Origin of the sequence: Escherichia sp. KTE52 (assembly GCF_000408325.1) — a bacterium.
Classification (GTDB): domain Bacteria; phylum Pseudomonadota; class Gammaproteobacteria; order Enterobacterales; family Enterobacteriaceae; genus Escherichia; species Escherichia marmotae.
The window spans coordinates 1,501,464-1,527,631 of sequence record NZ_KE138680.1; the positions used below are offsets into that span (position 1 = coordinate 1,501,464).

Here is a 26,168-nt window from a genome sequence, read left to right on the forward strand (position 1 = left end):
TGCATGTATAACAATGTAATAGTGATTATAAATTAATTGGAACGATCTAATTTATGCGTAATTTGTACGATTGGTGTGCAAAAAAAACAATAAGCGAAGTGTGAATCTGTGATCGAAACGACGATCTCCTGCGATCCCGGGGGTAACGGATCGCATGAGCAAAAGGAGATTATGATAAAGTAAATGCCTTGATCTTATGGGGGATTGGAGTAGTCATGGCGAAGTCGGATACAGGAAGAAAGCGGGTAACATTAACCGATGTTGCACGTGCGGCTGGCGTTTCGAAATCGACCGTGTCGCTGGTACTCAACGACAGTCCGTTGATCAAAAAAGAGACTCAACAAAAAGTCCAACAAGCCATTGAGCAATTAGGCTATGTCTATAACCGTTTTGCCGCCAATCTACGTTCGCAAAAATCACTGACTATCGGCGTGGTGATTGATGATTTGACCAACCCTTTCTTCGCTGAATTTACAATGGGCCTTGAGATGACGCTGGCGGAGCACGGTTTTATCACCGTAATGTCCAATACCTCCCAGCGTAGCGATCGGCAAAAACAGGTACTTGATACCTTGCTGGAACACCACGTCGCGGGCATTGTCCTCTGTCCAGTAAACAGCACCTCAGAAGCCGATTTACAGCGTTATGCCAACAGTTCCACACCCTTATTAATCACGATGCGCCCTCTGGACTGGCAACAATTGCCCGTCGATTACGTTGGCGTGGACAGCCACGCCGGTGTCCGGGAAGCTACGGAATATCTCATTCAACAAGGACACCGGGACATCGTGTTTATTGGGGGGCTTACGCACCATATGCGTTATCAGGGATATCTGGAGGCGATGAACCATCATGGTTTACAACCGTGGAGTACTGATGCTTTTTCGCTGCGTGCTGAACCGACTCAGGCCAACGGCTACCAGTTGATGCAACAACTGTTAGATATGCCTTCGCCACCGACAGCAGTAATTTGTTATAACGATCTCATGGCTTTTGGCGCGGAATCGGCGTTAGGCGAAAGAGGGGTGCTTGCCGGAAAAGATATTTCGCTGATTGGTAATGACGGCGTGGCGGCTTGCGCTTACAGTAACCCGCCGTTAACCACCATTGCGGTAGAACCACTGGCGCTGGGGAAACAAGCGGCGCAGCAAATTCTACGGCGTATCGCGCAACCTGATGCGCCGCTCAGCCATTACGTTTATCGCCCAACCCTGCAAATTCGCGCTTCCACCGGAAAGCAGGGGCGTTAAATGCTGTAGCGAGAAACCGTTTCTCGCTATACTCTCTTGTCCCCCGTTCAACATCAGGTAACACCATTCGTTATGGCAGGCAATAAACCCTTCAACAAACAACAAACTGAACCCCGCGAACGCGATCCACAAGTTGCCGGGCTGAAAGTGCCTCCGCACTCGATCGAAGCGGAGCAGTCGGTGTTGGGCGGTTTAATGCTGGATAACGAACGCTGGGATGATGTGGCCGAGCGTGTGGTGGCAGACGATTTCTACACCCGTCCGCACCGTCATATCTTTACTGAAATGGCGCGTTTGCAGGAAAGCGGTAGCCCCATCGACCTGATCACCCTGGCAGAATCGCTGGAGCGCCAGGGGCAACTCGACAGCGTTGGTGGTTTTGCCTATCTGGCGGAACTGTCAAAAAATACGCCAAGTGCGGCAAACATCAGTGCATATGCCGACATCGTGCGCGAACGTGCCGTTGTCCGTGAGATGATCTCGGTTGCTAATGAGATTGCCGAAGCCGGTTTTGATCCGCAAGGACGCACCAGTGAAGACCTGCTCGACCTTGCTGAGTCTCGCGTCTTTAAAATTGCCGAAAGTCGTGCCAATAAAGACGAAGGACCGAAGAACATCGCTGATGTGCTCGACGCCACGGTGGCGCGTATTGAGCAACTTTTCCAGCAGCCGCACGATGGTGTAACCGGTGTTAATACCGGCTACGACGATCTCAACAAAAAAACCGCGGGTTTGCAGCCGTCGGATTTGATCATCGTCGCGGCACGTCCGTCGATGGGTAAAACGACATTTGCGATGAACCTCGTTGAAAATGCGGCGATGTTGCAGGATAAACCGGTATTGATCTTCTCGCTGGAGATGCCATCAGAACAGATTATGATGCGTTCTCTGGCGTCACTGTCACGTGTTGACCAGACCAAAATCCGTACCGGGCAGCTTGATGATGAAGACTGGGCGCGCATTTCCGGCACGATGGGCATTTTGCTCGAAAAACGTAATATCTATATCGATGATTCCTCCGGCCTGACGCCAACGGAAGTGCGTTCCCGCGCGCGCCGTATTGCCCGTGAGCACGGCGGCATCGGGCTTATCATGATCGACTACCTGCAATTGATGCGCGTACCGGCGCTTTCCGATAACCGTACGCTGGAAATTGCAGAAATCTCCCGCTCGCTAAAAGCGCTGGCAAAAGAGCTGAACGTGCCGGTGGTGGCACTCTCGCAGTTGAACCGCTCTCTGGAACAACGTGCCGACAAACGCCCGGTCAACTCTGACCTGCGTGAATCCGGCTCCATCGAGCAGGATGCGGACTTGATCATGTTTATCTATCGTGATGAGGTTTATCACGAAAACAGTGATTTAAAAGGCATCGCGGAAATTATTATCGGTAAACAACGTAACGGCCCAATCGGGACGGTACGGCTGACCTTTAACGGTCAATGGTCGCGCTTTGATAATTACGCAGGGCCGCAATACGACGACGAGTAATAATTATTTTATAAATCAGGTAATTAAAGCAAACACTTATCAAGGAACACAAATGCAAGCGGCAACTGTTGTGATTAACCGCCGCGCTCTGCGACACAACCTGCAACGTCTGCGTGAACTGGCACCTGCCAGTAAACTGGTTGCGGTGGTGAAAGCGAACGCCTACGGTCACGGTCTGATTGAGACCGCGCGAACGCTCCCCGATGCTGACGCTTTTGGCGTCGCCCGTCTCGAAGAAGCTCTGCGGCTTAGAGCGGGGGGCATCACGCAACCTATTTTGTTACTGGAAGGTTTTTTTGAAGCAGACGATTTGTCGACGATCTCCGCTGAACATCTGCATACCGCCGTGCATAACGAAGAACAGCTTGCTGCTCTGGAAGAGGCTAATCTGGAGGAGCCAGTTACCGTCTGGATGAAACTCGACACCGGTATGCACCGACTGGGCGTGTTACCGGAACAAGCTGAGGCGTTTTATCAACGACTTACGCAATGCAAAAACGTCCGTCAGCCGGTGAATATTGTCAGCCACTTTGCTCGCGCTGATGAGCCAAAATGCGGCGCGACTGAGAAACAACTCGATATCTTCAATACCTTTTGCGAAGGCAGGCCCGGCAAGCGTTCAATCGCCGCATCGGGTGGAATCTTGTTATGGCCACAGTCGCATTTTGACTGGGTGCGCCCCGGCATCATTCTTTACGGTGTATCGCCGCTGGAAGATGGCTCCACCGGTGCTGATTTCGGTTGCCAGCCAGTGATGTCTCTGACCTCCAGTCTGATTGCTGTGCGTGGGCATAAAGCCGGGGAGCCTGTAGGTTATGGCGGAACATGGATCAGCGAACGTGATACCCGTCTTGGCGTTGTGGCGATGGGTTATGGCGATGGCTACCCTCGCGCAGCTCCGTCCGGTACGCCAGTGCTGGTCAATGGCCGCGAAGTGCCAATCGTCGGGCGAGTTGCGATGGATATGATCTGCGTAGACTTAGGCCCAGAGGCGCAGGATAAAGCGGGTGATCCGGTGATTCTGTGGGGTGAAGGTCTGCCGGTTGAGCGAATCGCTGCAATGACAAAAGTAAGTGCTTACGAACTTATCACGCGCCTGACGTCAAGGGTGGCGATGAAATACGTCGATTAATCGTTCAGCAATATTTGATTGTCTGTGCCGGGTGTGGTGTGAAAGCCTTATCCGGCCAGCAACGCGATGTAAATTCAATAAATTGATACACTCTTGTCGTTTGTGTCACTGGAGGTTTTGCGTTTTTCATCAGCCGCGCTACGTTATTAATTGCCGCTCATTGCTAAACATCCTCTCGATCTTCCCCATCTTCCGGTTTATTGTGTTTTAACCACCTGCCTGTAAACCTGGAGAACCATCGCGTGTTTCAAAAAGTTGACGCCTACGCTGGCGACCCGATTCTTTCGCTTATGGAGCGTTTTAAAGAAGATCCTCGCGGCGACAAAGTGAATTTAAGTATCGGCCTGTACTACAACGAAGACGGGATTATCCCGCAACTAAAAGCCGTCGCAGAAGCGGAAGCGCGCCTGAATGCGCAGCCTCACGGCGCTTCGCTTTATTTGCCGATGGAAGGGCTTAACAGCTATCGCCATGCTCTTGCGCCGCTGTTGTTCGGTGCGGACCATCCGGTGTTGCAACAACAGCGTGTGGCGACCATTCAAACCCTCGGCGGCTCGGGGGCATTAAAAGTGGGCGCTGACTTCCTGAAACGCTATTTCCCTGAATCAGGCGTCTGGGTCAGCGATCCTACCTGGGAAAACCACGTAGCAATATTCGCCGGTGCTGGATTCGAAGTGAGCACTTACCCCTGGTATGACGAAGCGACCAACGGTGTGCGTTTTAGCGACTTGCTGGCGACGCTGAAAACACTGCCCGCCCGCAGTATTGTGCTGTTGCATCCGTGTTGCCATAACCCAACAGGCGCCGATCTCACCAATGACCAGTGGGATGCGGTGATTGAAATCCTCAAGACACGTGAGCTTATCCCATTCCTTGATATCGCCTATCAAGGATTTGGTGCTGGTATGGACGAGGATGCCTATGCCATTCGCGCCATTGCCAGTGCCGGATTGCCCGCTCTGGTGAGCAATTCATTCTCGAAAATTTTCTCGCTGTACGGCGAACGTGTCGGCGGTCTTTCGGTAGTGTGTGAAGATGCCGAAGCCGCAGGCCGCGTGCTGGGGCAATTGAAAGCCACTGTGCGCCGTATTTACTCCAGTCCGCCGAATTTTGGTGCGCAGGTGGTGGCAACGGTGCTGAATGATGAGGCGTTGAAAGCCAACTGGTTGGCAGAAGTAGAAGAAATGCGTACCCGTATTCTGGCAATGCGTCAGCAACTGGTGCAGGTGCTGAGTACTGAGATGCCGGGGCGTAATTTCGATTATCTGCTTAAGCAACGCGGTATGTTCAGCTATACCGGTTTAAGCGCCGCCCAGGTTGACCGACTGCGTGAAGAGTTTGGTGTTTACCTGATCGCCAGCGGGCGTATGTGCGTGGCGGGGCTTAACTCTGCAAACGTGCAGCGTGTGGCAAAGGCATTTGCTGCGGTGATGTAAGGTTCGCCAGCAGGCGGTTGAATAGCCGCCTGCTCTATTATTCTATGGAAATACATTAAGTTATTAAATATTAACAAACATGGGCTGGTCTCATGTGATCCTGCTCCCTTTCTTCACAAAAGCCGCAGATAATCCTTCCTTTCTCACACTGCTGGCGTTATGGTCAGATGGTTTTTTCAACAAATATCACAATAAAAAGTTTCAACTTACTGACTATTTAGGGAAAAATATGCGCAAGATCACACAGGCATTGAGTGCCGTTTGCTTATTGTTCGCTCTAAACAGTTCCGCTGTTGCACTGGCCTCTTCACCTTCACCGCTTAATCCCGGCACTAACGTTGCCAGACTTGCTGAACAGGCACCTGTCCATTGGGTATCGGTCGCACAAATTGAAAATAGCCTCGCAGGGCGTCCACCAATGGCGGTTGGGTTCGATATTGATGACACGGTTCTGTTTTCCAGCCCCGGATTCTGGCGCGGCAAGAAAATATTCTCGCCAGAAAGCGAAGATTATCTGAAAAACCCGGCCTTCTGGGAAAAGATGAACAACGGTTGGGATGAATTCAGCATTCCAAAAGAGGTTGCACGTCAGCTAATTGATATACATGTCCGCCGCGGCGACGCTATCTTCTTTGTGACTGGCCGTAGCCCAACGAAAACAGAAACGGTTTCAAAAACATTAGCTGATGACTTTCATATCCCGGCAACCAGTATGAACCCGGTCATTTTTGCGGGCGATAAACCAGGACAAAACACAAAAACGCAGTGGTTGCAGGATAAAAATATCCGAATGTTTTATGGTGATTCTGATAACGATATCACTGCCGCGCGTGATGTTGGCATTCGTGGTATCCGTATTCTGCGAGCCTCCAACTCTACCTACAAACCCTTGCCACAAGCGGGTGCTTTTGGCGAAGAGGTGATCGTCAATTCAGAATACTGACAGAGCGGGAGAGTATGACACTCTCCCGAATGCTGTTTTTTTAATCAAACCTTTATCCTTTCGCTGTCTTGCTGCAAACTGATTAAGAGAGTTTTATCAAGGAGCAGCACATGTGGTATCAAAAAACGCTCACGCTTAGCGCCAAATCTCGTGGATTCCATCTGGTAACGGATGAAATTCTGAATCAACTGGCTGATATGCCGCGTGTTAATGTTGGTTTACTACACCTGTTGCTGCAACACACCTCCGCCTCTCTGACACTTAATGAGAATTGCGACCCCACTGTACGCCATGACATGGAGCGTTTTTTCCTCCGTGCGGTTCCCGATAACGATAGCTATGAGCATGACTATGAAGGAGCAGACGATATGCCTTCTCATATCAAATCCTCAATGCTGGGGGTATCGCTCGTATTGCCAGTGCATAAAGGGCGTATTCAGACCGGCACCTGGCAGGGGATCTGGCTGGGGGAACATCGTATCCACGGCGGATCGCGTCGCATCATCGCGACACTACAAGGGGAGTAAAAAATGACTATTTCGGAGTTGCTACAATATTGCATGGCAAAACCAGGCGCAGAACAGAGTGTGCATAGTGACTGGAAAGCAACGCAAATCAAAGTTGAAGATGTGCTGTTTGCGATGGTGAAAGAGGTGGAAAATCGCCCAGCGGTTTCGCTGAAAACCAGCCCGGAATTGGCGGATCTTCTGCGTCAGCAGCACAGTGATGTTCGCCCCAGCCGACATCTGAACAAAGCGCACTGGAGCACTGTTTATCTCGATGGCTCGCTGCCGGATTCGCAAATCTATTATCTGGTCGATGCGTCGTATCAGCAGGCGGTGAATTTGCTGCCGGAAGAAAAACGTAAATTGCTGGTGCAACTCTGAAAGGAAAAGACCGTTCAGCAAGCGGCCTGAGAATGATGACAAACACAAAATTGCCTGATGCGCTACGCTTATCAGGCCTACGTAATCCCTGCAATATATTGAAATTGCATGTTTTTGTAGGCCGGATAAGGCGTTCACGCCGCATCCGGCAAGAACAAAGCGCACTTTGTCAATAATCTGAGGCCGCTCAGAAAGCGGCCTTAACGATTACAGCATTGGCTTGAGGAAGCGCGCTGTATGCGATGCTTCACACTCTGCGACGGTTTCTGGCGTGCCGGAGACGAGGATCTCACCGCCGCCGCTGCCACCTTCTGGCCCCAGATCAACAATCCAGTCAGCGGTTTTGATCACGTCGAGATTGTGCTCAATCACCACAATGGTATTGCCCTGATCGCGCAGTTTATGCAGAACGTCGAGCAGTTGCTGAATATCGGCAAAGTGCAGACCGGTGGTCGGTTCATCGAGAATATACAGCGTCTGCCCGGTGCCGCGTTTTGACAATTCACGCGCCAGCTTCACACGCTGGGCCTCACCACCGGAAAGCGTGGTTGCTGACTGCCCGAGACGGATGTACGTCAGACCAACATCCATCAGCGTTTGCAGTTTACGCGCCAGTGCGGGCACAGCATCAAAGAACTCACGCGCTTCTTCGATGGTCATATCCAGCACTTCGTGGATGGTTTTACCTTTGTACTTAATCTCCAGCGTTTCGCGGTTATAACGTTTACCTTTGCACTGGTCGCACGGCACGTAAATATCCGGCAGGAAGTGCATTTCCACTTTGATTACACCATCGCCCTGACAGGCTTCGCAGCGCCCACCACGGACGTTAAAGCTGAACCGTCCAGGCGTATAACCGCGCGCACGGGATTCCGGTACGCCCGCAAACAATTCGCGTACAGGCGTAAACACGCCGGTATAGGTCGCCGGGTTGGAACGCGGAGTACGACCAATTGGGCTTTGGTCGATATCGATGACTTTGTCGAAATGCTCCAACCCCTGAATATCGCGATAGGGTGCAGGTTCAGCAATTGTTGCGCCATTCAACTGGCGTTGGGCAATCGGGAACAGCGTGTCGTTAATCAGCGTCGATTTACCAGAACCTGAAACCCCGGTGATGCAGGTAAACAGACCTACCGGCAGCGTCAGTGTCACATCTTTCAGGTTGTTGCCGCGCGCGCCTGTCAGTTTCAGCACTTTTTCCGGATCTGCGGGTACGCGTTTCTTCGGCACTTCAATTTTGCGTTTACCGCTCATGTACTGGCCGGTTAACGACTCCGGAACTGCCATAATCGCTTCCAGCGGACCTTCCGCGACCACTTCACCACCGTGTACACCTGCGCCCGGGCCAATGTCGATGACATGGTCAGCCGCGCGAATAGCGTCTTCGTCGTGCTCCACCACAATCACGGTATTACCGAGATCGCGCAGGTGGATAAGCGTACCCAGCAGGCGTTCGTTATCGCGCTGATGCAGGCCGATAGACGGTTCATCCAGCACGTACATCACGCCAACCAGCCCTGCGCCAATCTGGCTTGCCAGACGGATACGCTGGGCTTCACCGCCGGAAAGGGTTTCTGCCGAGCGGGAAAGTGTCAGGTAGTTCAGCCCGACGTTAACGAGGAATTTCAGGCGGTCGCCAATCTCTTTAAGGATTTTTTCCGCAATCTTCGCGCGTTGCCCGGCGAGTTTGAGATTGTTGAAGAACTCCATCGCATGGCCGATGCTCATGTCAGAGATGGCAGGCAGCGGTGTATTCTCAACATAAACGTGGCGTGCTTCACGGCGCAGACGCGTCCCTTCACAACTGGCGCACGGACGATTGCTAATAAACTTGGCTAACTCTTCGCGTACCGCGCTGGATTCCGTTTCTTTATAACGGCGCTCCATATTGTGCAGCACGCCTTCGAACGGATGGCGGCGGATAGACGTATCGCCACGATCGTTCATGTATTTGAATTCGATATTTTCCTTGCCAGAACCGTAAAGCACCACTTTATGCACGTTCGCACTCAGGCTGCCCCACGGCGCTTCGACGTCGAACTTATAGTGGTCTGCCAGTGATTTCAGCATCTGGAAGTAATAAAAATTACGGCGATCCCAGCCGCGGATCGCGCCGCCCGCCAGCGATAGTTCCGGATTTTGGATCACTCGGTCAGGATCGAAATATTGTTGAACGCCGAGGCCGTCACAGGTCGGGCAGGCGCCCGCCGGGTTGTTGAACGAAAACAGACGCGGTTCCAGTTCGCGCATACTGTAGCCGCAAATCGGACAGGCGAAGTTGGCGGAAAAGAGCAGCTCTTCCGCTTTCGGATTGTCCATATCGGCAACCACCGCCGTACCGCCGGAAAGCTCCAGCGCCGTTTCAAATGACTCCGCCAGGCGTTGGGTAAGATCGTCACGCACTTTGAAACGATCAACTACCACTTCAATCGTGTGTTTCTTTTGCAGTTCCAGTTTCGGCGGATCGGAAAGATCGCAGACTTCGCCATCAATACGTGCGCGGATGTAACCCTGACTCGCCAGATTTTCCAGCGTTTTAGTGTGTTCGCCTTTGCGCTCTTTAATGATTGGCGCGAGTAGCATCAGACGTTTGCCTTCCGGCTGCGACAGGACGTTGTCTACCATCTGGCTGACGGTTTGCGCCGCCAGCGGGACATCGTGATCCGGGCAGCGCGGCTCACCGACGCGAGCGTACAGCAGACGCAAATAGTCGTGGATTTCGGTGATTGTCCCCACCGTGGAGCGCGGGTTGTGGGACGTCGATTTCTGTTCAATCGAGATGGCGGGTGAAAGCCCCTCGATATGGTCGACATCCGGCTTTTCCATCAGTGACAGAAACTGCCGCGCGTAGGCGGAAAGGGATTCAACGTAACGACGCTGCCCTTCGGCATATAAGGTGTCGAAAGCGAGCGAGGATTTGCCAGAACCCGAAAGCCCGGTAACGACAATCAGTTTGTCGCGGGGGATAACGAGGTTGATATTTTTGAGATTATGGGTGCGGGCGCCCCGAACTTCGATCTTATCCATTCACCTTTCCCGGATTAAACACTTTTTGCCCGGCGGCATGGCGCTACCGGCGATCACAAACGGTTAATTATGACACAAATCGACCTGAATGAATATACAGTATTGGAATGCAGAATCCGGAGTGCTGTGTAACAATGTCGGACCATGTTTGTTTCCCGGAACCGAGGTCACATCGTGGTAAAACCGCTATTGGTAATGCTACAATCGCGCGTTTACACTTATTAGACCGTTTTTTTCAGGAGACACGAACATGGCCAGCAGAGGCGTAAATAAGGTTATTCTCGTTGGTAATCTGGGCCAGGACCCGGAAGTACGCTACATGCCAAATGGTGGCGCAGTTGCCAACATTACGCTGGCTACTTCCGAATCCTGGCGTGATAAAGCGACCGGCGAGATGAAAGAGCAGACTGAATGGCACCGCGTTGTGCTGTTCGGCAAACTGGCGGAAGTGGCCAGTGAATATCTGCGTAAAGGTTCCCAGGTTTATATCGAAGGTCAGTTGCGTACCCGCAAATGGACCGACCAATCCGGTCAGGATCGCTACACCACAGAAGTCGTGGTGAACGTTGGCGGCACCATGCAGATGCTGGGTGGTCGTCAGGGTGGTGGCGCTCCGGCAGGCGGTAACATCGGGGGCGGTCAGCCGCAGGGCGGTTGGGGTCAACCTCAGCAGCCGCAGGGTGGCAATCAGTTCAGTGGCGGCGCGCAGTCTCGCCCGCAGCAGTCCGCTCCGGCAGCGCCGTCTAACGAGCCGCCGATGGATTTCGATGACGATATCCCATTCTGATTTTGTTTTAAAACAATAGATTATATTGTTTTAAGGTAGGTGATTAACGCATCTGCCAGGGATAAAAAAGAAGCCTCCATATGGAGGCTTCTGCATATCACACCAAAATCATTGGCCATTGTGGCGGTGCCTGATTTGTGGTTTCCACTATTACCGACTCAATATTGTGCCAGATTGCGGCAATATCCATCATTGTGATTCCGAGCAGTCCCATCGCGAACCAGCAGGCGGAAACAACGCCCAGACCACTACTGATCACTGCCAGCCCGATATAATCAGACCGCCGAAAACGGATGTTGAGCGTACTAGCCAGAAACATCAGTATGGCGCTAAGAAGCTGCCAGCGAAGAAGAACCACGCCCGTGGTGAGGGTAGCCATCAAACATTTCCTCAGAAAATTGCCAGACCCTGGACAGCGCGGCATTTCTCACGGGAGGCGTGGTACACTCTGGCTATCGCGGGGCTTTCAGAACACAAAAATGAAACACTTTTGCTGTTTCATAAATTTCGTGAACTATATCACAATTGGTTGTTTGTTAGCCAGATTATGCCGCGACTTTATTACTGCACTAATGATGTGGTTTATTCAGTGATGTCGAGGCAATGTACAATAAAGAAATATTGTAATTTCCTGCCTGACCTGCATTTTTCCAACAAAGCTCTTTTGATATCAGCGAGTTATTTTTATGCAAATAACGATTATAAAGGTATCAATTTCAAATCAGGCAAAAGTGCTATTTATACCGTAAGATTTATCTAACGTCGTCGGTAGTCAAGGTTTTCACCTTGCAATGACCAGGTATAACCAGGCAGGGAATTGATAGAAATGAGTCAAAGTGCACGACGCAGGATGCTGGCGTTGCCGGGCATCATCTTTGTGGTACTCCTTCCTGTTATCCTTTCACTATGGATTGCCCTCCTTTGGGCTAAAGCGGAAGTGAATAATCAACTTCGTGCTTTTGCCCGGTTAGCCCTGGAGAAATCCGAGTTGGTCATTCAGCAGGCAGATTTAGCGAGCGACGATGCAGAACGCTATCAGGGACAAATTTGCACTCCCACTCATCAACAACAAATGCTGAATATTATCCGCGGTTATCTTTATATCAACGAATTGATATATGCCCACGATAACCTTTTTTTATGTTCAACATTAATAGTTCCCGTTAACGGCTACAGGATGGCGTCAGCAAACTATAAGCGTGAACCTGATGTCTCAATCTATTATTACCGTGATACGCCTTTTTTCTCAGGTTATAAAATGACCTATATGCAGCGAGGAAACTATGTCGCGGTAATTAACCCTTTATTCTGGAGCGAGGTAATGTCTGACGATCCGACGCTGCAATGGGGGGTTTATGATACGGTGACGAAAACCTTTTTCTCTTTAAGCAAACAGGCCTCCGCAGAAAATTTTTCACCATTGATTCATCAGAGGGAAATAACCGTACAGCAGAATGGTTATTTATATGCGATAGTTCATTCAACAAAACGTCCCATTGCCGCTATCGTAGCAACCTCAAACCAGCGTATTTTTTCGCATTTTTATAATCACCTTGTATTTGCCTTGCCGGCAGGTATTTTGGGCAGCCTGGTGCTGCTTTTACTCTGGTTGCGTATAAACCAGAAGTACCAGTCTCCTGAGCGTAAATTGCAACGTGCTCTCGAAAAACGGCAACTTTGTCTCTATTACCAGCCAATTGTTGATATTAAAACGAATAAATGTATTGGCGCTGAGGCGTTGCTACGTTGGCCGGGGACTCAGGGACAGGTAATGACGCCAGCGGAGTTTATTCCACTGGCGGAACAAAAGGGGCTAATTGAGCAGGTTACCAATTATGTCATTAATAGGGTGTTTGACGATCTCGGTGCCTGGCTGGCGAAACATCCTGAACTCTCTATTTCAGTTAACTTATCCGCCTCTGATTTTCATACTTCAAGGGTGATTGCCCTAACCAATCAAAAAATCGAGCAATTTACCGTGCGTCCGCAGCAAATTAAATTTGAAGTCACTGAACATGCGTTTCTTGATGTCGCCAAAATGACGCCGATTATTCTGGCTTTCCGTCAGGCTGGTTACGAAGTGGCGATCGATGATTTTGGTATTGGCTACTCCAACTTGCATAATCTTAATTCATTGAATATCGATATCTTGAAAATCGATAAATCGTTTGTTGAGACGCTAACCACGCACAAAACCAGCCATTTGATTGCAGAACACATTATCGAACTGGCACACAGTCTGGGTCTAAAAACGATTGCAGAAGGGGTGGAAACTGAGGATCAGGTCAACTGGCTGCGCAAACGCGGCGTGCGCTATTGTCAGGGTTGGTACTTTGCAAAGGCGATGCCGCCGCAGGTTTTTATGGCATGGGCAGAGCCAGTACCCGCGCATGACGTCATGCGCGGGCAGTAAACCCTAGATCCGGTGGCGATAATCGCTGGGAGTGCGATCAAACTGCCGACGGAAAACGCGGGAAAAAGTCTGCTGTGAGACATAGCCCAGATCCATCGCGATATCAAAAATAGGGCGTTCGGTGGTGCGCAACTCAACGGCAGCCAGTAGCAGGCGGCGTTGACGAATGTAATCGCCAAGCGTCTGATGTGTCACCGTACGGAACATCCGCTGTAAATACCACTTTGAATAACCTGATTTTTTCGCCACCACATCAATGTTCAGCGGCTGGTCGATATGCTCGTCAATCCATGCGATAAGATCCTGAATAATTTTCTGATGGGACATAAATCTGCCTCTTTTCAGTGTTCAGTTCGTTAATTCATCTGTTGGGGAGTATAATTCCTCAAGTTAACTTGAGGTAAAGCGATTTATGGAAAAGAAATTACCCCGCATTAAAGCCTTGCTTACTCCAGGCGAAGTGGCGAAACGTAGTGGAGTGGCGGTATCGGCGCTGCATTTCTATGAAAGCAAAGGTTTGATTACCAGTATCCGTAACAGCGGCAATCAGCGGCGGTATAAGCGTGATGTGTTGCGATATGTCGCCATCATCAAGATTGCTCAACGTATTGGTATTCCGCTGGCGACCATTGGTGAAGCGTTTGGTGTGTTGCCCGAAGGGCATACATTAAGTGCGAAAGAGTGGAAGCAACTCTCATCACAATGGCGTGAAGAACTGGACCGGCGAATTCATACCTTAGTTGCGTTGCGTGACGAACTGGACGGCTGTATTGGTTGCGGCTGCCTTTCGCGTAGCGACTGCCCGTTGCGTAACCCAGGCGATCGCTTAGGCGAAGAAGGTACTGGTGCGCGTTTGCTGGAAGATGAACAAAACTAAAGCGCCACAAGGGCGCTTTAGTTTATTTCCGGCCTTTGTCTTTCACTCTATCCCGCTGGTACACAGGAGGGTTTCCCCCGACGTCAACACACCTCATTCGAGCACGTGGTGGAGGTTCCGGTTGGTGTTGATACTTTAATTGTATGCCACCGCCGTTTCTTCGCCAGTGCAAAGTGATCCTTTTTAGCCGCAATATTTTTTTCATCTTGCGTGATTTTTTACCGCAAACTTTTGCTACAAGTTGCCTACAAATGCCGTAATTTTGCGCATCGACGATAACGTTTGCGCATCAGTTGCCTGGTTTTTCATCGTCAATACAAGAAAAGGGAAAAAAGCAGCAAACTTCGGTTGAAAAAGCCGCTATGATCGCCGGATAATCGTTTGCTTTTTTTTACCACCCGTTTTGTATGCGTGGAGCTAAACGTTTGCTTTTTGCGACGACCCCGATTGTCGCAAACCAGAAGCAGGAAGATAACGTTTCGCTGGCAGGGGATTGTCCGCCACGCATCTTGACGAAAAATAAACTCTCAGGGGATGTTTTCTTATGTCTACGCCATCAGCGCGTACCGGCGGTTCACTCGACGCCTGGTTTAAAATTTCACAACGTGGAAGCACTGTTCGTCAGGAAGTAGTTGCCGGGTTAACAACGTTTCTGGCGATGGTCTATTCGGTTATCGTCGTTCCGGGCATGTTGGGCAAAGCGGGCTTCCCGCCAGCGGCCGTTTTTGTTGCGACTTGTCTGGTTGCCGGGATGGGTTCTATCGCGATGGGGTTGTGGGCCAATCTACCATTGGCTATCGGCTGCGCCATCTCCCTGACTGCATTTACCGCATTCAGCCTGGTGCTGGGGCAACATATCAGTGTTCCGGTGGCGCTGGGTGCTGTGTTCCTGATGGGGGTGCTGTTTACGGTTATTTCCGCAACAGGTATCCGTAGCTGGATTTTGCGCAACTTACCGCACGGCGTGGCGCATGGCACGGGGATTGGTATCGGCCTGTTTTTGCTGCTGATTGCTGCCAACGGCGTCGGTCTGGTGATTAAAAACCCGCTTGATGGTTTGCCGGTTGCGCTGGGTGATTTCGCGACATTCCCGGTGATTATGTCGCTGGTAGGTTTGGCTGTGATCATCGGCCTGGAAAAACTGAAAGTACCGGGTGGCATTCTGCTGACCATTATCGGTATCTCGATTGTGGGCCTGATCTTCGATCCTAATGTCCATTTCTCCGGCGTTTTTGCCATGCCTTCATTGAGTGATGAGAACGGCAATTCGCTAATTGGCAGCCTGGACATTATGGGGGCACTGAACCCACTGGTCTTGCCGAGCGTGTTGGCGCTGGTGATGACGGCGGTCTTTGACGCTACCGGAACCATCCGTGCAGTTGCTGGTCAGGCGAATCTGCTGGATAAAGACGGGCAGATTATTGACGGTGGTAAAGCACTAACTACAGACTCCCTGAGTAGCGTTTTCTCCGGCCTGGTTGGCGCGGCACCGGCTGCGGTATACATCGAGTCTGCGGCGGGTACAGCGGCGGGCGGTAAAACCGGCCTGACGGCTATCACCGTTGGCGTGCTGTTCCTGCTGATTCTGTTCCTCTCTCCGCTCTCTTATCTTGTTCCGGGTTACGCAACGGCTCCGGCGCTGATGTACGTTGGCCTGCTGATGCTGAGCAACGTGGCGAAAATCGACTTTGCTGATTTTGTCGATGCAATGGCGGGTCTGGTAACGGCAGTATTCATCGTGCTGACCTGTAACATCGTAACAGGCATCATGATCGGCTTCGCGACTCTGGTGATTGGCCGTCTGGTCTCTGGCGAATGGCGTAAGCTGAACATTGGTACGGTCGTTATCGCTGTGGCGCTGGTCACCTTCTACGCGGGTGGCTGGGCTATCTAATCTTTAATAAGATTCTGAAAACGGGTAGCAATTGCTGCCCGTTTTTATTTTCTCCGTACATTGTGTGAGCTTTTGCGATATTCTGAAAAACTGAGAATCCGGGTATAAAACCTTTCTCAAATCATAAAAAACATCGCAAACAGGGAACGCATGGAAATCTTCTTCACCATACTGATAATGACCCTCGTGGTCTCGCTGTCCGGGGTGGTCACTCGTGTCATGCCCTTTCAGATCCCGCTTCCGCTTATGCAAATCGCCATTGGTGCGCTACTGGCGTGGCCGACGTTTGGTTTGCATGTGGAATTTGACCCAGAACTCTTTTTAGTCTTATTTATCCCGCCGTTGCTGTTCGCGGATGGCTGGAAAACGCCGACCCGCGAATTTCTTGAGCATGGCCGGGAGATCTTCGGTCTCGCGCTGGCGCTGGTCGTCGTCACCGTGGTCGGCATTGGCTTCCTTATTTACTGGGTGGTGCCAGGTATTCCGCTGATCCCCGCTTTTGCGCTGGCGGCGGTGCTCTCTCCGACCGATGCTGTAGCGCTCTCCGGGATTGTTGGAGAAGGGCGCATACCGAAAAAAATTATGGGCATCTTGCAGGGCGAAGCGTTGATGAATGACGCCTCCGGCCTGGTGTCGCTGAAGTTTGCCGTGGCAGTCGCGATGGGGACGATGATCTTCACCGTTGGCGGCGCGACGGTCGAATTTATGAAAGTGGCAATTGGCGGTATTCTCGCCGGTTCTGCGGTGAGCTGGCTGTATGGTCGCTCGTTGCGTTTCCTGAGTCGCTGGGGCGGTGATGAACCGGCAACGCAGATCGTACTGCTGTTCCTGCTGCCGTTCGCCTCTTATCTTATTGCCGAACATATTGGCGTTTCCGGCATCCTCGCAGCGGTTGCCGCCGGTATGACCATCACCCGCTCCGGTGTGATGCGCCGTGCGCCGCTGGCGATGCGACTGCGTGCCAACAGCACCTGGGCGATGCTGGAATTTGTCTTTAACGGTATGGTGTTCCTGCTGCTGGGCCTGCAATTGCCGGGCATTCTGGAGACGTCGCTGATGGCGGCGGAAATCGACCCCAACGTCGAAGTCTGGATGCTCTTTGTCGATATCGTGCTGATTTATGTCGCCTTAATGCTGGTTCGTTTTGGCTGGTTGTGGACGATGAAAAAGCTCAGTAACCGCTTCCTGAAGAAGAAGCCGATGGAGTTTGGTTCGTGGACCACACGAGAAATCCTGATCGCGTCTTTCGCTGGGGTGCGCGGGGCAATCACTCTGGCCGGTGTGCTCTCCATTCCTCTGCTGTTGCCGGATGGTAACGTCTTCCCGGCGCGTTATGAGCTGGTGTTCCTGGCGGCTGGCGTGATTCTCTTCTCGCTGTTTGTTGGTGTAGTGATGTTGCCTATTTTGCTGCAACACATTGAAGTCGCGGATCATTCCCAGCAGTTGAAAGAGGAACGCATTGCACGCGCGGCAACGGCTGAAGTAGCGATTGTGGCGATCCAGAAAATGGAAGAACGTCTGGCGGCGGACACCGAAGAGAACATCGATAACCAGTTGCTCACAGAGGTGAGTTCTCGTGTGATTGGTAACCTGCGTCGTCGCGCCGATGGGCGTAATGATGTTGAAAGTTCAATCCTGGAAGAAGACCTGGAACGCCGCTTCCGTCTGGCGGCACTGCGTTCTGAACGTGCTGAACTGTACCACCTGCGCGCCACGCGGGAGATCAGCAACGAAACGCTGCAAAAATTATTGCACGATCTTGATTTGCTGGAAGCGTTGTTAATTGAAGAAAATCAGTAACGCTCTGACGGCGTAAGATAGCCTGACGCAATCGGTAAAAAGGTGCAGTACATCGCACCTTTTTACCGTTGGTCAGGCGACCAGGGACAAACGGAGATTAATGCGCGCGGCCCTGCTCAACGCCAAAGCCGGTCTGGGAACGGATAAATTGCGCACGGAACAGTTCACGCTCGCGCGCGCCTTCCGCTGAATTATCGGTTGCCGAGAAGAACCAGATACCGAGGAATGCCACGGAGATGGAGAACAACGCCGGGTATTCATACGGGAAGATGGCTTTTTCGTGACCGAGGATCTGCACCCAAATCGTTGGGCCGAGGATCATCAACACTACCGCTGTAATCAGGCCTAACCAGCCGCCCAGCATCGCACCACGCGTAGTCAGTTTCGACCAGTACATGGAAAGCAGAATGATTGGGAAGTTACAGCTCGCGGCGATAGCAAACGCCAGACCCACCATGAAGGCGATGTTCTGATTCTCAAACAACACGCCGAGGATAATCGCAATCACACCCAAAATCAGCACGGTGATTTTCGATACCCGCAGCTCTTCACGTTCGGTCGCGCCTTTTTTGAAGACGTTGGCGTACAGATCGTGAGAAACCGCCGATGCGCCTGCCAGCGTCAGACCTGCAACCACCGCGAGGATGGTGGCGAAAGCAACCGCTGAAATAAAGCCGAGGAACAGGTTGCCGCCCACCGCATTGGCCAGGTGAACCGCCGCCATGTTGTTACCGCCAATAAGATGGCCCGCCGCATCTTTATATTCCGGATTTGCACCGACCAGCATGATCGCACCAAAGCCGATAATAAAGGTCAGGATATAGAAGTAACCCATAAAGCCGGTGGCGTAGAACACGCTCTTACGCGCTTCGCGAGCATCGCTAACCGTAAAGAAGCGCATCAGAATGTGCGGCAGACCTGCCGTACCAAACATCAGTCCCAGCCCCAGCGAGAGTGCGGAGATTGGATCTTTTACCAGCCCGCCCGGCTTCATGATGTCGACACCTTTCGGGTGTACTGCCATCGCTTCGCTGAACAGATTGTTGAAGCTAAAACCGACGTGCTTCATCACCATAAAGGCCATAAAGCTGGCACCGAACAGCAGCAAAACGGCTTTGATAATCTGTACCCAGGTGGTTGCTAACATGCCGCCAAACAGGACATACATCATCATCAATACGCCAACCAGAACCACGGCGATGTGATAGTTAAGGCCGAACAGCAGCTCGATCAGTTTACCCGCACCAACCATTTGGGCGATGAGATATAGCGCCACCACCACCAGAGACCCACAGGCCGAAAGAATGCGGATTGGCCCTTGTTTCAAACGGTATGAGGCGACATCCGCAAAGGTATAGCGACCCAGGTTACGCAGACGTTCGGCAATCAGAAACAGAATGATTGGCCAGCCTACCAGGAAGCCCAACGAGTAGATCAGGCCGTCATAACCGGAGGTAAACACCAGCGCGGAGATCCCCAAAAATGAGGCGGCAGACATATAGTCACCGGCTATCGCCAGACCGTTCTGGAAGCCGGTGATATTACCGCCTGCGGTGTAGTAGTCGTTACGGGAACGCACGCGTTTTGATGCCCAGTAGGTGATACCAAGCGTAAACACGACGAAAATCAGGAACATAATAATCGCCTGCCAGTTTGTTGGCTGGCGTTCTACGGCCCCGCTAATGGCATCCGCGGCGTTCGCTGCGAAAGGGAGTGTGGCGGCAAGCGCCGTCATAACTCTTTTCATGACGCTTGTACCTCATGCAGGACTTCGTTATTAAGGCGGTCGAATTCGCCGTTCGCCCGCCAGATGTAGATACCAGTGAGAACAAAGGAGATCACAATCACCCCGACGCCAACGGGAATACCGCGTGTGACGCTGGTGTTCGGATTCAGCGGAGTGCCCAGCCAGCCAGGCGCAAAGGCAATCAGTAAAATAAAGCTGATATAAACTGTCAGCATAATAATCGACAGGATGGTGGCAAACCGTTGCCGTTTTTCGACCAACTCCCTGAAATGCGCATTGTCTTCTATCCGCTGATAAATAGTGCCATTCATCACAGATTCTCCAGAGGTAATGTAGGGATTGTTTTAATTCCCGCTCCCTTGTGGGAGAGGGTTAACGCCCAGGTAACCCATAGCCTGATGCGCCTTTTCAGGCCTACAGCCGTTGCCGAATGTAGGCCGGATCGCATCAGGCAATTGTGGGTTACGATGGCATCGCGATAGCCTGCTTCTCTTCAAGCAGCTTCTCGACCACGCCAGGATCGGCAAGCGTCGAGGTATCGCCCAGGTTGCTGGTATCGCCCGCCGCAATTTTGCGCAAAATACGGCGCATAATTTTGCCGGAGCGGGTTTTAGGCAGGGAGTCGGTCCAGTGCAGCACGTCTGGCGTCGCCAGCGGGCCAATCTCTTTACGCACCCAGTTGCGGACTTCTGCGTACAGTTCTGGTGACGGTTCCTCCCCGTGATTAAGCGTGACGTAGGCGTAAATCGCCTGGCCTTTAATATTGTGCGGAATACCGACCACCGCGGCTTCGGCTATCTTCGGATGCGAAACCAGCGCCGATTCAATCTCCGCAGTCCCCAGACGGTGACCAGAAACGTTCAGTACATCGTCCACACGCCCGGTGATCCAGTAATAACCATCTTCATCACGACGCGCGCCGTCGCCGCTGAAATACATATTTTTGAAGGTGGAGAAATAGGTCTGTTCAAAACGTTCATGATCGCCAAACAGCGTACGCGCCTGGCCCGGCCAGGAGTCAGTCATCACCAGGCTGCCTTCGGTCGCGCCCTCCAGCGGATTGCCTTCGTTATCTACCAGTGCCGGTTGCACACCGAAGAACGGACGCGTTGCCGAACCGGCTTTCAGTTCGGTAGCGCCAGGAAGTGGGGTAATCATGAAACCGCCGGTTTCGGTCTGCCACCATGTGTCGACCACCGGGCATTTCTCGTTGCCGATTTTCTTCCAGTACCACTCCCACGCTTCCGGGTTTATTGGCTCGCCTACTGAACCGAGAATGCGCAGCGACGAACGGTCGGTGCCTTCAATCGCTTTATCGCCTTCCGCCATCAGTGCGCGAATGGCTGTTGGCGCGGTATAGAGAATATTGACCTGATGCTTATCCACCACTTGCGCCATACGGGCAGGCGTCGGCCAGTTTGGCACACCTTCAAACATCAGCGTGGTCGCGCCGCAGGCCAGCGGGCCGTACAGCAAATAACTGTGCCCGGTAACCCAGCCCACATCGGCGGTACACCAGTAGATATCACCCGGATGATAATCAAAGACGTATTTAAAGGTGAGCGCCGCGTAAACCAGATAACCGCCGGTAGTGTGCAGCACGCCTTTCGGTTTTCCGGTAGAACCGGAGGTATAAAGAATAAACAGAGGATCTTCGGCGTTGACCTCTTCCGGCTGGTGCTGATCGCTGGCTTGCTCAACCAGGTCGTGCCACCACAGGTCGCGGCCTTCCTGCCAGCCGATTTTTCCGCCAGTACGCTTCAGTACAATGACATGTTCAACGCTGGTGACATTCGGGTTTTTCAGTGCGTCATCAACGTTTTTCTTCAGCGGAATGCTGCGCCCGGCACGCACGCCTTCATCAGAGGTGATCACCAGTCGTGAGTTAGAGTCGATAATGCGCCCGGCCACCGCTTCCGGCGAGAAGCCGCCGAAAATCACCGAATGCACCGCGCCAATACGGGCGCAGGCCAGCATTGCGACCGCAGCTTCCGGCACCATTGGCATATAAATCGCCACAACATCGCCTTTTTTAATGCCCAGCCCGAGCAGGGTATTGGCGAAGCGGCAAACGTCGCGATGCAGCTCTTTATAGCTGATATGTTTGCTCTGGCTGGCGTCGTCGCCTTCCCAGATGATGGCGGTACGATTGCCGTTTTCTTGTAAATGGCGATCAAGGCAGTTTGCCGCCAGATTCAGCGTGCCGTCTTCGTACCATTTAATCGAGACGTTACCCGGGGCAAAGGAGGTGTTTTTCACCTTCTGGTACGGTTTGATCCAGTCGAGAATTTTTCCCTGTTCGCCCCAAAAAGTATCTGGTGCGTTAATGGATTGTTGGTACATCGCCTCATACTGCTGAGGGTTTATCAGGCAATGGTCTGCGATGTTGGCAGGAATAGTGTGTTTGTGAATTTGACTCATGCTTTTGTTCTCCTTGTAGGATGTTAATAATATGTGGCATAAGCGTTAAATGTAGGGGTATTGGTAGTTTTGTTTAGTATTTGGGCGGCAGATCACGCAAAAGCAGAATAGTGCAAATAAACGGCAGGGTATTTTTGAAGGTCACTAACAAAAGTTGATTAATTCTTTGAGGAACATGCAGTTATGCATACCGTTGGAAACGGGAAAAATACCGACTAACTCTAAAGTGGTATTTTACATGCGCTTACAATTGATTAAAGACAACATTCAGAGTGTGGTTATTTGTTACACATAGGGGCGAGCAATGTCATGACAGTGTATGTGCGGTTACTGTTATGAAAAAACAATAAAAACTGCCATTGCCTCAATGGCAAAATTTGGATGAAGCCCCTATGACAAGGATAAAAATAAACGCACGCCGTTTCTTCAGCTTGTTGGTTCCTTTTTTCTTTCTCACTTCTGTTCATGCTGAACAAACGGCCGCTCCCGCGAAACCTGTAACTGTGGAAGCGAAGAATGAAACCTTTGCCCCGCAGCATCCCGATCAATATCTCTCCTGGAAAGCCACCTCGGAACAGTCAGAGCGTGTTGACGCACTGGCGGAAGATCCACGACTGGTGATCCTGTGGGCGGGGTATCCTTTCTCGCGCGATTACAACAAACCGCGCGGTCATGCCTACGCCGTTACCGATGTGCGCGAAACCCTGCGTACCGGTGCGCCGAAAAATGCCGAAGATGGCACGATGCCAATGGCCTGCTGGAGTTGTAAAAGCCCGGACGTGGCGCGTTTGATCCAGAAAGACGGAGAAGATGGTTACTTCCACGGTAAATGGGCGCGCGGGGGCCCGGAAATCGTCAACAACCTGGGCTGCGCTGACTGCCATAACACCGCTTCGCCAGAGTTCGCCAAAGGCAAACCAGAGTTAACTCTTTCCCGTCCGTATGCGGCACGTGCGATGGAAGCCATTGGTAAGCCTTTTGAGAAAGGTGGTCGTTTTGACCAGCAGTCGATGGTCTGCGGTCAGTGCCACGTGGAGTATTACTTTGACGGTAAAGATAAAGCCGTTAAATTCCCGTGGGATAACGGCATGAAAGTCGAAAATATGGAGCAGTATTACGACAAAATTGCCTTCTCCGACTGGACCAACTCCCTGTCGAAAACGCCGATGCTGAAAGCGCAACACCCGGAATATGAAACCTGGACTGCGGGCATTCATGGCAAAAACAACGTGACCTGCATCGACTGTCACATGCCGAAAGTGCAGAACGCGGAAGGCAAACTCTACACCGACCATAAAATTGGCAATCCGTTTGATAACTTCGCCCAGACTTGTGCGAACTGTCATACCCAGGACAAAGCCACGCTGCAAAAAGTGGTCGCGGAGCGTAAACAGTCGATTAATGACCTGAAAATCAAGGTTGAGGATCAACTGGTTCACGCTCACTTCGAAGCGAAAGCGGCACTGGATGCAGGCGCTACGGAAGCCGAGATGAAGCCGATTCAGGACGACATCCGTCATGCCCAGTGGCGTTGGGATCTGGCGATCGCTTCCCACGGCATTCATATGCATGCACCGGAAGAAGGTCTGCGGATGCTCGGCACGGCGATGGATAAAGCCGCTGATGCGCGTACCAAACTGGCGCGCCTGCTGGCGACCAAAGGTATCACCCATGAAATCCAGATCCCGGATATCTCGACCAAAGAGAAAGCCCAGCAGGCAATTGGCCTGAACATGGAACAAATCAAGGCCGAGAAGCAGGACTTTATCAAAACGGTGATCCCGCAGTGGGAAGAGCAGGCACGTAAAAACGGTCTGTTAAGCCAATAACCCCGTTCCGCCTCGCAAGGGGCGGAAAACACAATGGAGTGAATATGAGCGTATTACGTTCGTTATTAACTGCCGGGGTGCTGGCGTCGGGCCTGTTGTGGAGCCTGAACGGAATTACCGCTACCCCTGCAGCGCAGGTATCTGATGATCGCTACGAAGTTACCCAGCAGCGTAACCCGGACGCCGCCTGTCTGGACTGTCATAAGCCAGACACCGAAGGTATGCATGGCAAACATGCTTCCGTTATCAATCCGAATAACAAACTGCCGGTTACCTGCACCAACTGTCACGGCCAGCCGTCGCCGCAACATCGCGAAGGGGTGAAAGATGTGATGCGCTTTAACGAGCCGATGTACAACGTTGGAGAGCAGAACAGTGTCTGTATGTCCTGTCATCTACCGGAACAGTTGCAAAAAGCATTCTGGCCGCACGATGTTCATGTCACTAAAGTGGCGTGCGCCAGTTGTCATTCCCTGCATCCACAGCAAGATACGATGCAGACGTTAAGTGACAAAGGACGGATTAAGATTTGCGTCGATTGCCACAGCGATCAGCGCACCAATCCGAACTTTAACCCGGCGTCTGTTCCGTTGCTTAAGGAGCAGCCATGACCTGGTCTCGTCGCCAGTTTCTCACCGGCGTCGGCGTGCTGGCAGCCGTCAGCGGCACCGCAGGGCGCGTGGTGGCGAAAACGTTGAATATCAATGGCGTGCGTTACGGCATGGTGCATGACGAGTCGTTATGCATCGGCTGTACCGCCTGTATGGATGCTTGTCGGGAAGTGAACAAGGTGCCGGAAGGTGTTTCGCGCCTGACGATTATTCGCAGCGAGCCGCAGGGCGAATTTCCTGATGTGAAATATCGCTTCTTCCGTAAGTCTTGCCAGCACTGTGACCATGCGCCGTGCGTTGACGTCTGCCCGACCGGTGCATCTTTTCGCGATGCCGCCAGCGGGATTGTCGATGTTAATCCGGATCTCTGCGTCGGTTGTCAGTACTGCATCGCCGCCTGTCCGTACCGCGTGCGCTTTATCCATCCGGTCACGAAGACCGCGGACAAATGCGACTTCTGCCGTAAGACCAATTTGCAGGCCGGTAAGCTGCCCGCGTGCGTTGAGGCTTGCCCGACGAAGGCGCTGACATTTGGCAATCTGGATGATCCCAACAGTGAAATTTCAAAACTGCTGCGCCAGAAAACCACTTACCGCTACAAGCTGGCGCTGGGAACCAAGCCGAAGCTGTACCGCGTGCCGTTTAAATACGGGGAGGTAAGCCAATGACTCAGGCTTCCGCATTTCATTTTGAATCGCTGGTGTGGGACTGGCCGATTGCCATCTATCTGTTTTTAGTGGGAATTTCTGCGGGGTTGGTGACGCTGGCTGTGTTGCTGCGTCGTTTCTATCCACAGGTGGGCGGTGCAGACAGTACGTTGCTGCGTACCACGCTGTTTGTCGGGCCTGGCGCGGTGATCCTCGGTTTGTTGATCCTCGTCTTCCACCTGACGAAGCCGTGGATCTTCTGGAAACTGATGTTCCACTACAGTTTTACCTCGGTGATGTCGATGGGGGTGATGCTGTTTCAGCTCTACATGGTGGTGCTGGTGCTGTGGCTGGCGAAAATCTTTGAACAAGATTTGCTTGCCCTGCAACAACGCTGGTTGCCGAAGCTGGGGATCGTGCAAAAGGTTCTGACCCTGCTGACGCCTGTTCATCGCGGGCTGGAAACGCTGATGCTGGTGCTGGCGGTGTTGCTGGGGGCTTATACCGGTTTTCTGCTGTCGGCGCTGAAATCGTATCCGTTCCTCAATAACCCGATTCTGCCGGTGCTGTTCCTGTTCTCCGGCATCTCGTCCGGTGCGGCAGTGGCGCTGATCGCCATGGCGATACGCCAGCGCAATAACCCGCATTCCACGGAAGCGCACTTTGTTCACCGTATGGAAATACCCGTTGTATGGGGTGAAATCTTCCTGCTGGTGGCGTTTTTCGTCGGTCTGGCGTTGGGCGATGACGGTAAAGTGCGGGCGCTGGTGGCAGCATTGGGCGGCGGTTTCTGGACAGGATGGTTCTGGCTTGGCGTTGTCGGGCTGGGGCTGATTGTGCCAATGCTGCTCAAACCGTGGGTGAATCGCAGTTCCGGCATTCCCGCCGTGCTGGCGGCGTGTGGAGCCAGCCTGATCGGTGTGTTGATGCTGCGCTTTTTCATTCTCTACGCTGGGCAGTTGACGGTGGCGTAGGC

The 26,168-nt window shown here is 52.1% G+C and carries 22 protein-coding genes; 16 read left to right on the plus strand and 6 right to left on the minus strand.

The annotated features are described in order from the left end of the window. Positions 1-215 precede the first annotated feature (215 nt). From A1SC_RS04625 to A1SC_RS04595, 7 genes are all read left to right on the plus strand, one after another. Positions 216-1,250 carry a LacI family DNA-binding transcriptional regulator gene (locus A1SC_RS04625; protein WP_001129779.1) on the plus strand — a complete coding sequence of 345 codons (1,035 nt, stop codon included), beginning with the start codon at positions 216-218 and terminating at the stop codon, positions 1,248-1,250. Positions 1,251-1,322: 72 nt separating this feature from the next. Further along, complete coding sequence (dnaB, locus tag A1SC_RS04620; RefSeq protein ID WP_001517572.1) at positions 1,323-2,738, plus strand: replicative DNA helicase; 1,416 nt, start codon at positions 1,323-1,325, stop codon at positions 2,736-2,738. Between the two features lie 52 nt (positions 2,739-2,790). Next, positions 2,791-3,870 carry an alanine racemase gene (alr, locus tag A1SC_RS04615; protein WP_001147291.1) on the plus strand — a complete coding sequence of 360 codons (1,080 nt, stop codon included), beginning with the start codon at positions 2,791-2,793 and terminating at the stop codon, positions 3,868-3,870. A gap of 242 nt (positions 3,871-4,112) precedes the next feature. Beyond that, positions 4,113-5,306, plus strand: a complete 1,194-nt coding sequence (gene tyrB / locus A1SC_RS04610; protein WP_016262775.1) for an aromatic amino acid transaminase — start codon at positions 4,113-4,115, stop codon at positions 5,304-5,306. Between the two features lie 229 nt (positions 5,307-5,535). Then, complete coding sequence (gene aphA, locus A1SC_RS04605; RefSeq protein WP_010377498.1) at positions 5,536-6,249, plus strand: acid phosphatase AphA; 714 nt, start codon at positions 5,536-5,538, stop codon at positions 6,247-6,249. Positions 6,250-6,359: 110 nt separating this feature from the next. After that, positions 6,360-6,776, plus strand: a complete 417-nt coding sequence (locus tag A1SC_RS04600) for a secondary thiamine-phosphate synthase enzyme YjbQ (RefSeq protein WP_016262776.1) — start codon at positions 6,360-6,362, stop codon at positions 6,774-6,776. Positions 6,777-6,779: 3 nt separating this feature from the next. Further along, positions 6,780-7,136 (plus strand): MmcQ/YjbR family DNA-binding protein, encoded by a 357-nt coding sequence (locus A1SC_RS04595; RefSeq protein ID WP_000155671.1) that lies wholly within the window; start codon positions 6,780-6,782, stop codon positions 7,134-7,136. Positions 7,137-7,343: 207 nt separating this feature from the next. Here the strand turns inward: A1SC_RS04595 and uvrA are convergent, their stop codons facing one another. Next, positions 7,344-10,166: an excinuclease ABC subunit UvrA gene (uvrA, locus tag A1SC_RS04590; protein WP_000357769.1), complete on the minus strand. Its 2,823-nt coding sequence runs from the start codon at positions 10,164-10,166 to the stop codon at positions 7,344-7,346. A 250-nt stretch (positions 10,167-10,416) separates the two neighbouring features. Between uvrA and ssb1 the strand changes: the two genes are divergently transcribed. Further along, positions 10,417-10,953 (plus strand): single-stranded DNA-binding protein SSB1, encoded by a 537-nt coding sequence (gene ssb1 / locus A1SC_RS04585; RefSeq protein ID WP_000168305.1) that lies wholly within the window; start codon positions 10,417-10,419, stop codon positions 10,951-10,953. 97 nt (positions 10,954-11,050) lie between these two features. On the opposite strand, the gene A1SC_RS04580 is transcribed toward ssb1, so the two are convergent. After that, positions 11,051-11,332: a YjcB family protein gene (locus tag A1SC_RS04580; RefSeq protein WP_000224316.1), complete on the minus strand. Its 282-nt coding sequence runs from the start codon at positions 11,330-11,332 to the stop codon at positions 11,051-11,053. A 447-nt stretch (positions 11,333-11,779) separates the two neighbouring features. On the opposite strand from A1SC_RS04580, the gene A1SC_RS04575 reads away from it, so the two are divergent. After that, on the plus strand, positions 11,780-13,366 hold the full coding sequence (locus tag A1SC_RS04575; RefSeq protein WP_016262777.1) for an EAL domain-containing protein: 1,587 nt from the start codon (positions 11,780-11,782) through the stop codon (positions 13,364-13,366). 3 nt (positions 13,367-13,369) lie between these two features. On the opposite strand, the gene soxS is transcribed toward A1SC_RS04575, so the two are convergent. After that, positions 13,370-13,693, minus strand: a complete 324-nt coding sequence (gene soxS, locus A1SC_RS04570) for a superoxide response transcriptional regulator SoxS (protein WP_000019357.1) — start codon at positions 13,691-13,693, stop codon at positions 13,370-13,372. Between the two features lie 85 nt (positions 13,694-13,778). On the opposite strand from soxS, the gene soxR reads away from it, so the two are divergent. The 3 genes from soxR (at position 13,779) to A1SC_RS04555 (ending at position 17,937) form a co-directional block, all read left to right on the plus strand. Further along, positions 13,779-14,243: a redox-sensitive transcriptional activator SoxR gene (gene soxR, locus A1SC_RS04565; protein ID WP_000412428.1), complete on the plus strand. Its 465-nt coding sequence runs from the start codon at positions 13,779-13,781 to the stop codon at positions 14,241-14,243. A 544-nt stretch (positions 14,244-14,787) separates the two neighbouring features. Beyond that, the gene (ghxP, locus tag A1SC_RS04560) at positions 14,788-16,137 is read left to right on the plus strand and encodes a guanine/hypoxanthine transporter GhxP (protein ID WP_000106896.1); all 1,350 of its coding nucleotides are present in this window, start codon (positions 14,788-14,790) and stop codon (positions 16,135-16,137) included. A 150-nt stretch (positions 16,138-16,287) separates the two neighbouring features. Next, entirely contained in the window at positions 16,288-17,937 is a 1,650-nt protein-coding gene (locus A1SC_RS04555; RefSeq protein ID WP_016262778.1) for a Na+/H+ antiporter, read from the plus strand. Between the two features lie 97 nt (positions 17,938-18,034). Here A1SC_RS04555 and actP read toward each other — a convergent pair whose 3' ends face one another. From actP to acs, 3 genes are all read right to left on the minus strand, one after another. Next, complete coding sequence (gene actP / locus A1SC_RS04550) at positions 18,035-19,684, minus strand: cation/acetate symporter ActP (protein WP_000832601.1); 1,650 nt, start codon at positions 19,682-19,684, stop codon at positions 18,035-18,037. Continuing rightward, entirely contained in the window at positions 19,681-19,995 is a 315-nt protein-coding gene (locus A1SC_RS04545) for a DUF485 domain-containing protein (RefSeq protein WP_001517575.1), read from the minus strand. Before A1SC_RS04545 ends, actP begins: the two co-directional genes overlap by 4 nt. A 151-nt stretch (positions 19,996-20,146) precedes the next feature. Next, entirely contained in the window at positions 20,147-22,105 is a 1,959-nt protein-coding gene (acs, locus tag A1SC_RS04540; RefSeq protein ID WP_000078190.1) for an acetate--CoA ligase, read from the minus strand. Positions 22,106-22,497: 392 nt separating this feature from the next. On the opposite strand from acs, the gene nrfA reads away from it, so the two are divergent. Genes nrfA through nrfD form a run of 4 tightly spaced genes read left to right on the plus strand, consistent with a single transcriptional unit; the run spans position 22,498 to position 26,166 of the window. Further along, complete coding sequence (nrfA, locus tag A1SC_RS04535; RefSeq protein WP_000196871.1) at positions 22,498-23,934, plus strand: ammonia-forming nitrite reductase cytochrome c552 subunit; 1,437 nt, start codon at positions 22,498-22,500, stop codon at positions 23,932-23,934. A gap of 44 nt (positions 23,935-23,978) precedes the next feature. After that, positions 23,979-24,545 (plus strand): cytochrome c nitrite reductase pentaheme subunit, encoded by a 567-nt coding sequence (nrfB, locus tag A1SC_RS04530; RefSeq protein ID WP_010377524.1) that lies wholly within the window; start codon positions 23,979-23,981, stop codon positions 24,543-24,545. Beyond that, entirely contained in the window at positions 24,542-25,213 is a 672-nt protein-coding gene (gene nrfC, locus A1SC_RS04525; RefSeq protein WP_000220276.1) for a cytochrome c nitrite reductase Fe-S protein, read from the plus strand. Before nrfB ends, nrfC begins: the two co-directional genes overlap by 4 nt. Further along, positions 25,210-26,166, plus strand: a complete 957-nt coding sequence (gene nrfD, locus A1SC_RS04520; RefSeq protein ID WP_016262779.1) for a cytochrome c nitrite reductase subunit NrfD — start codon at positions 25,210-25,212, stop codon at positions 26,164-26,166. Before nrfC ends, nrfD begins: the two co-directional genes overlap by 4 nt. Positions 26,167-26,168: the final 2 nt, after the last annotated feature.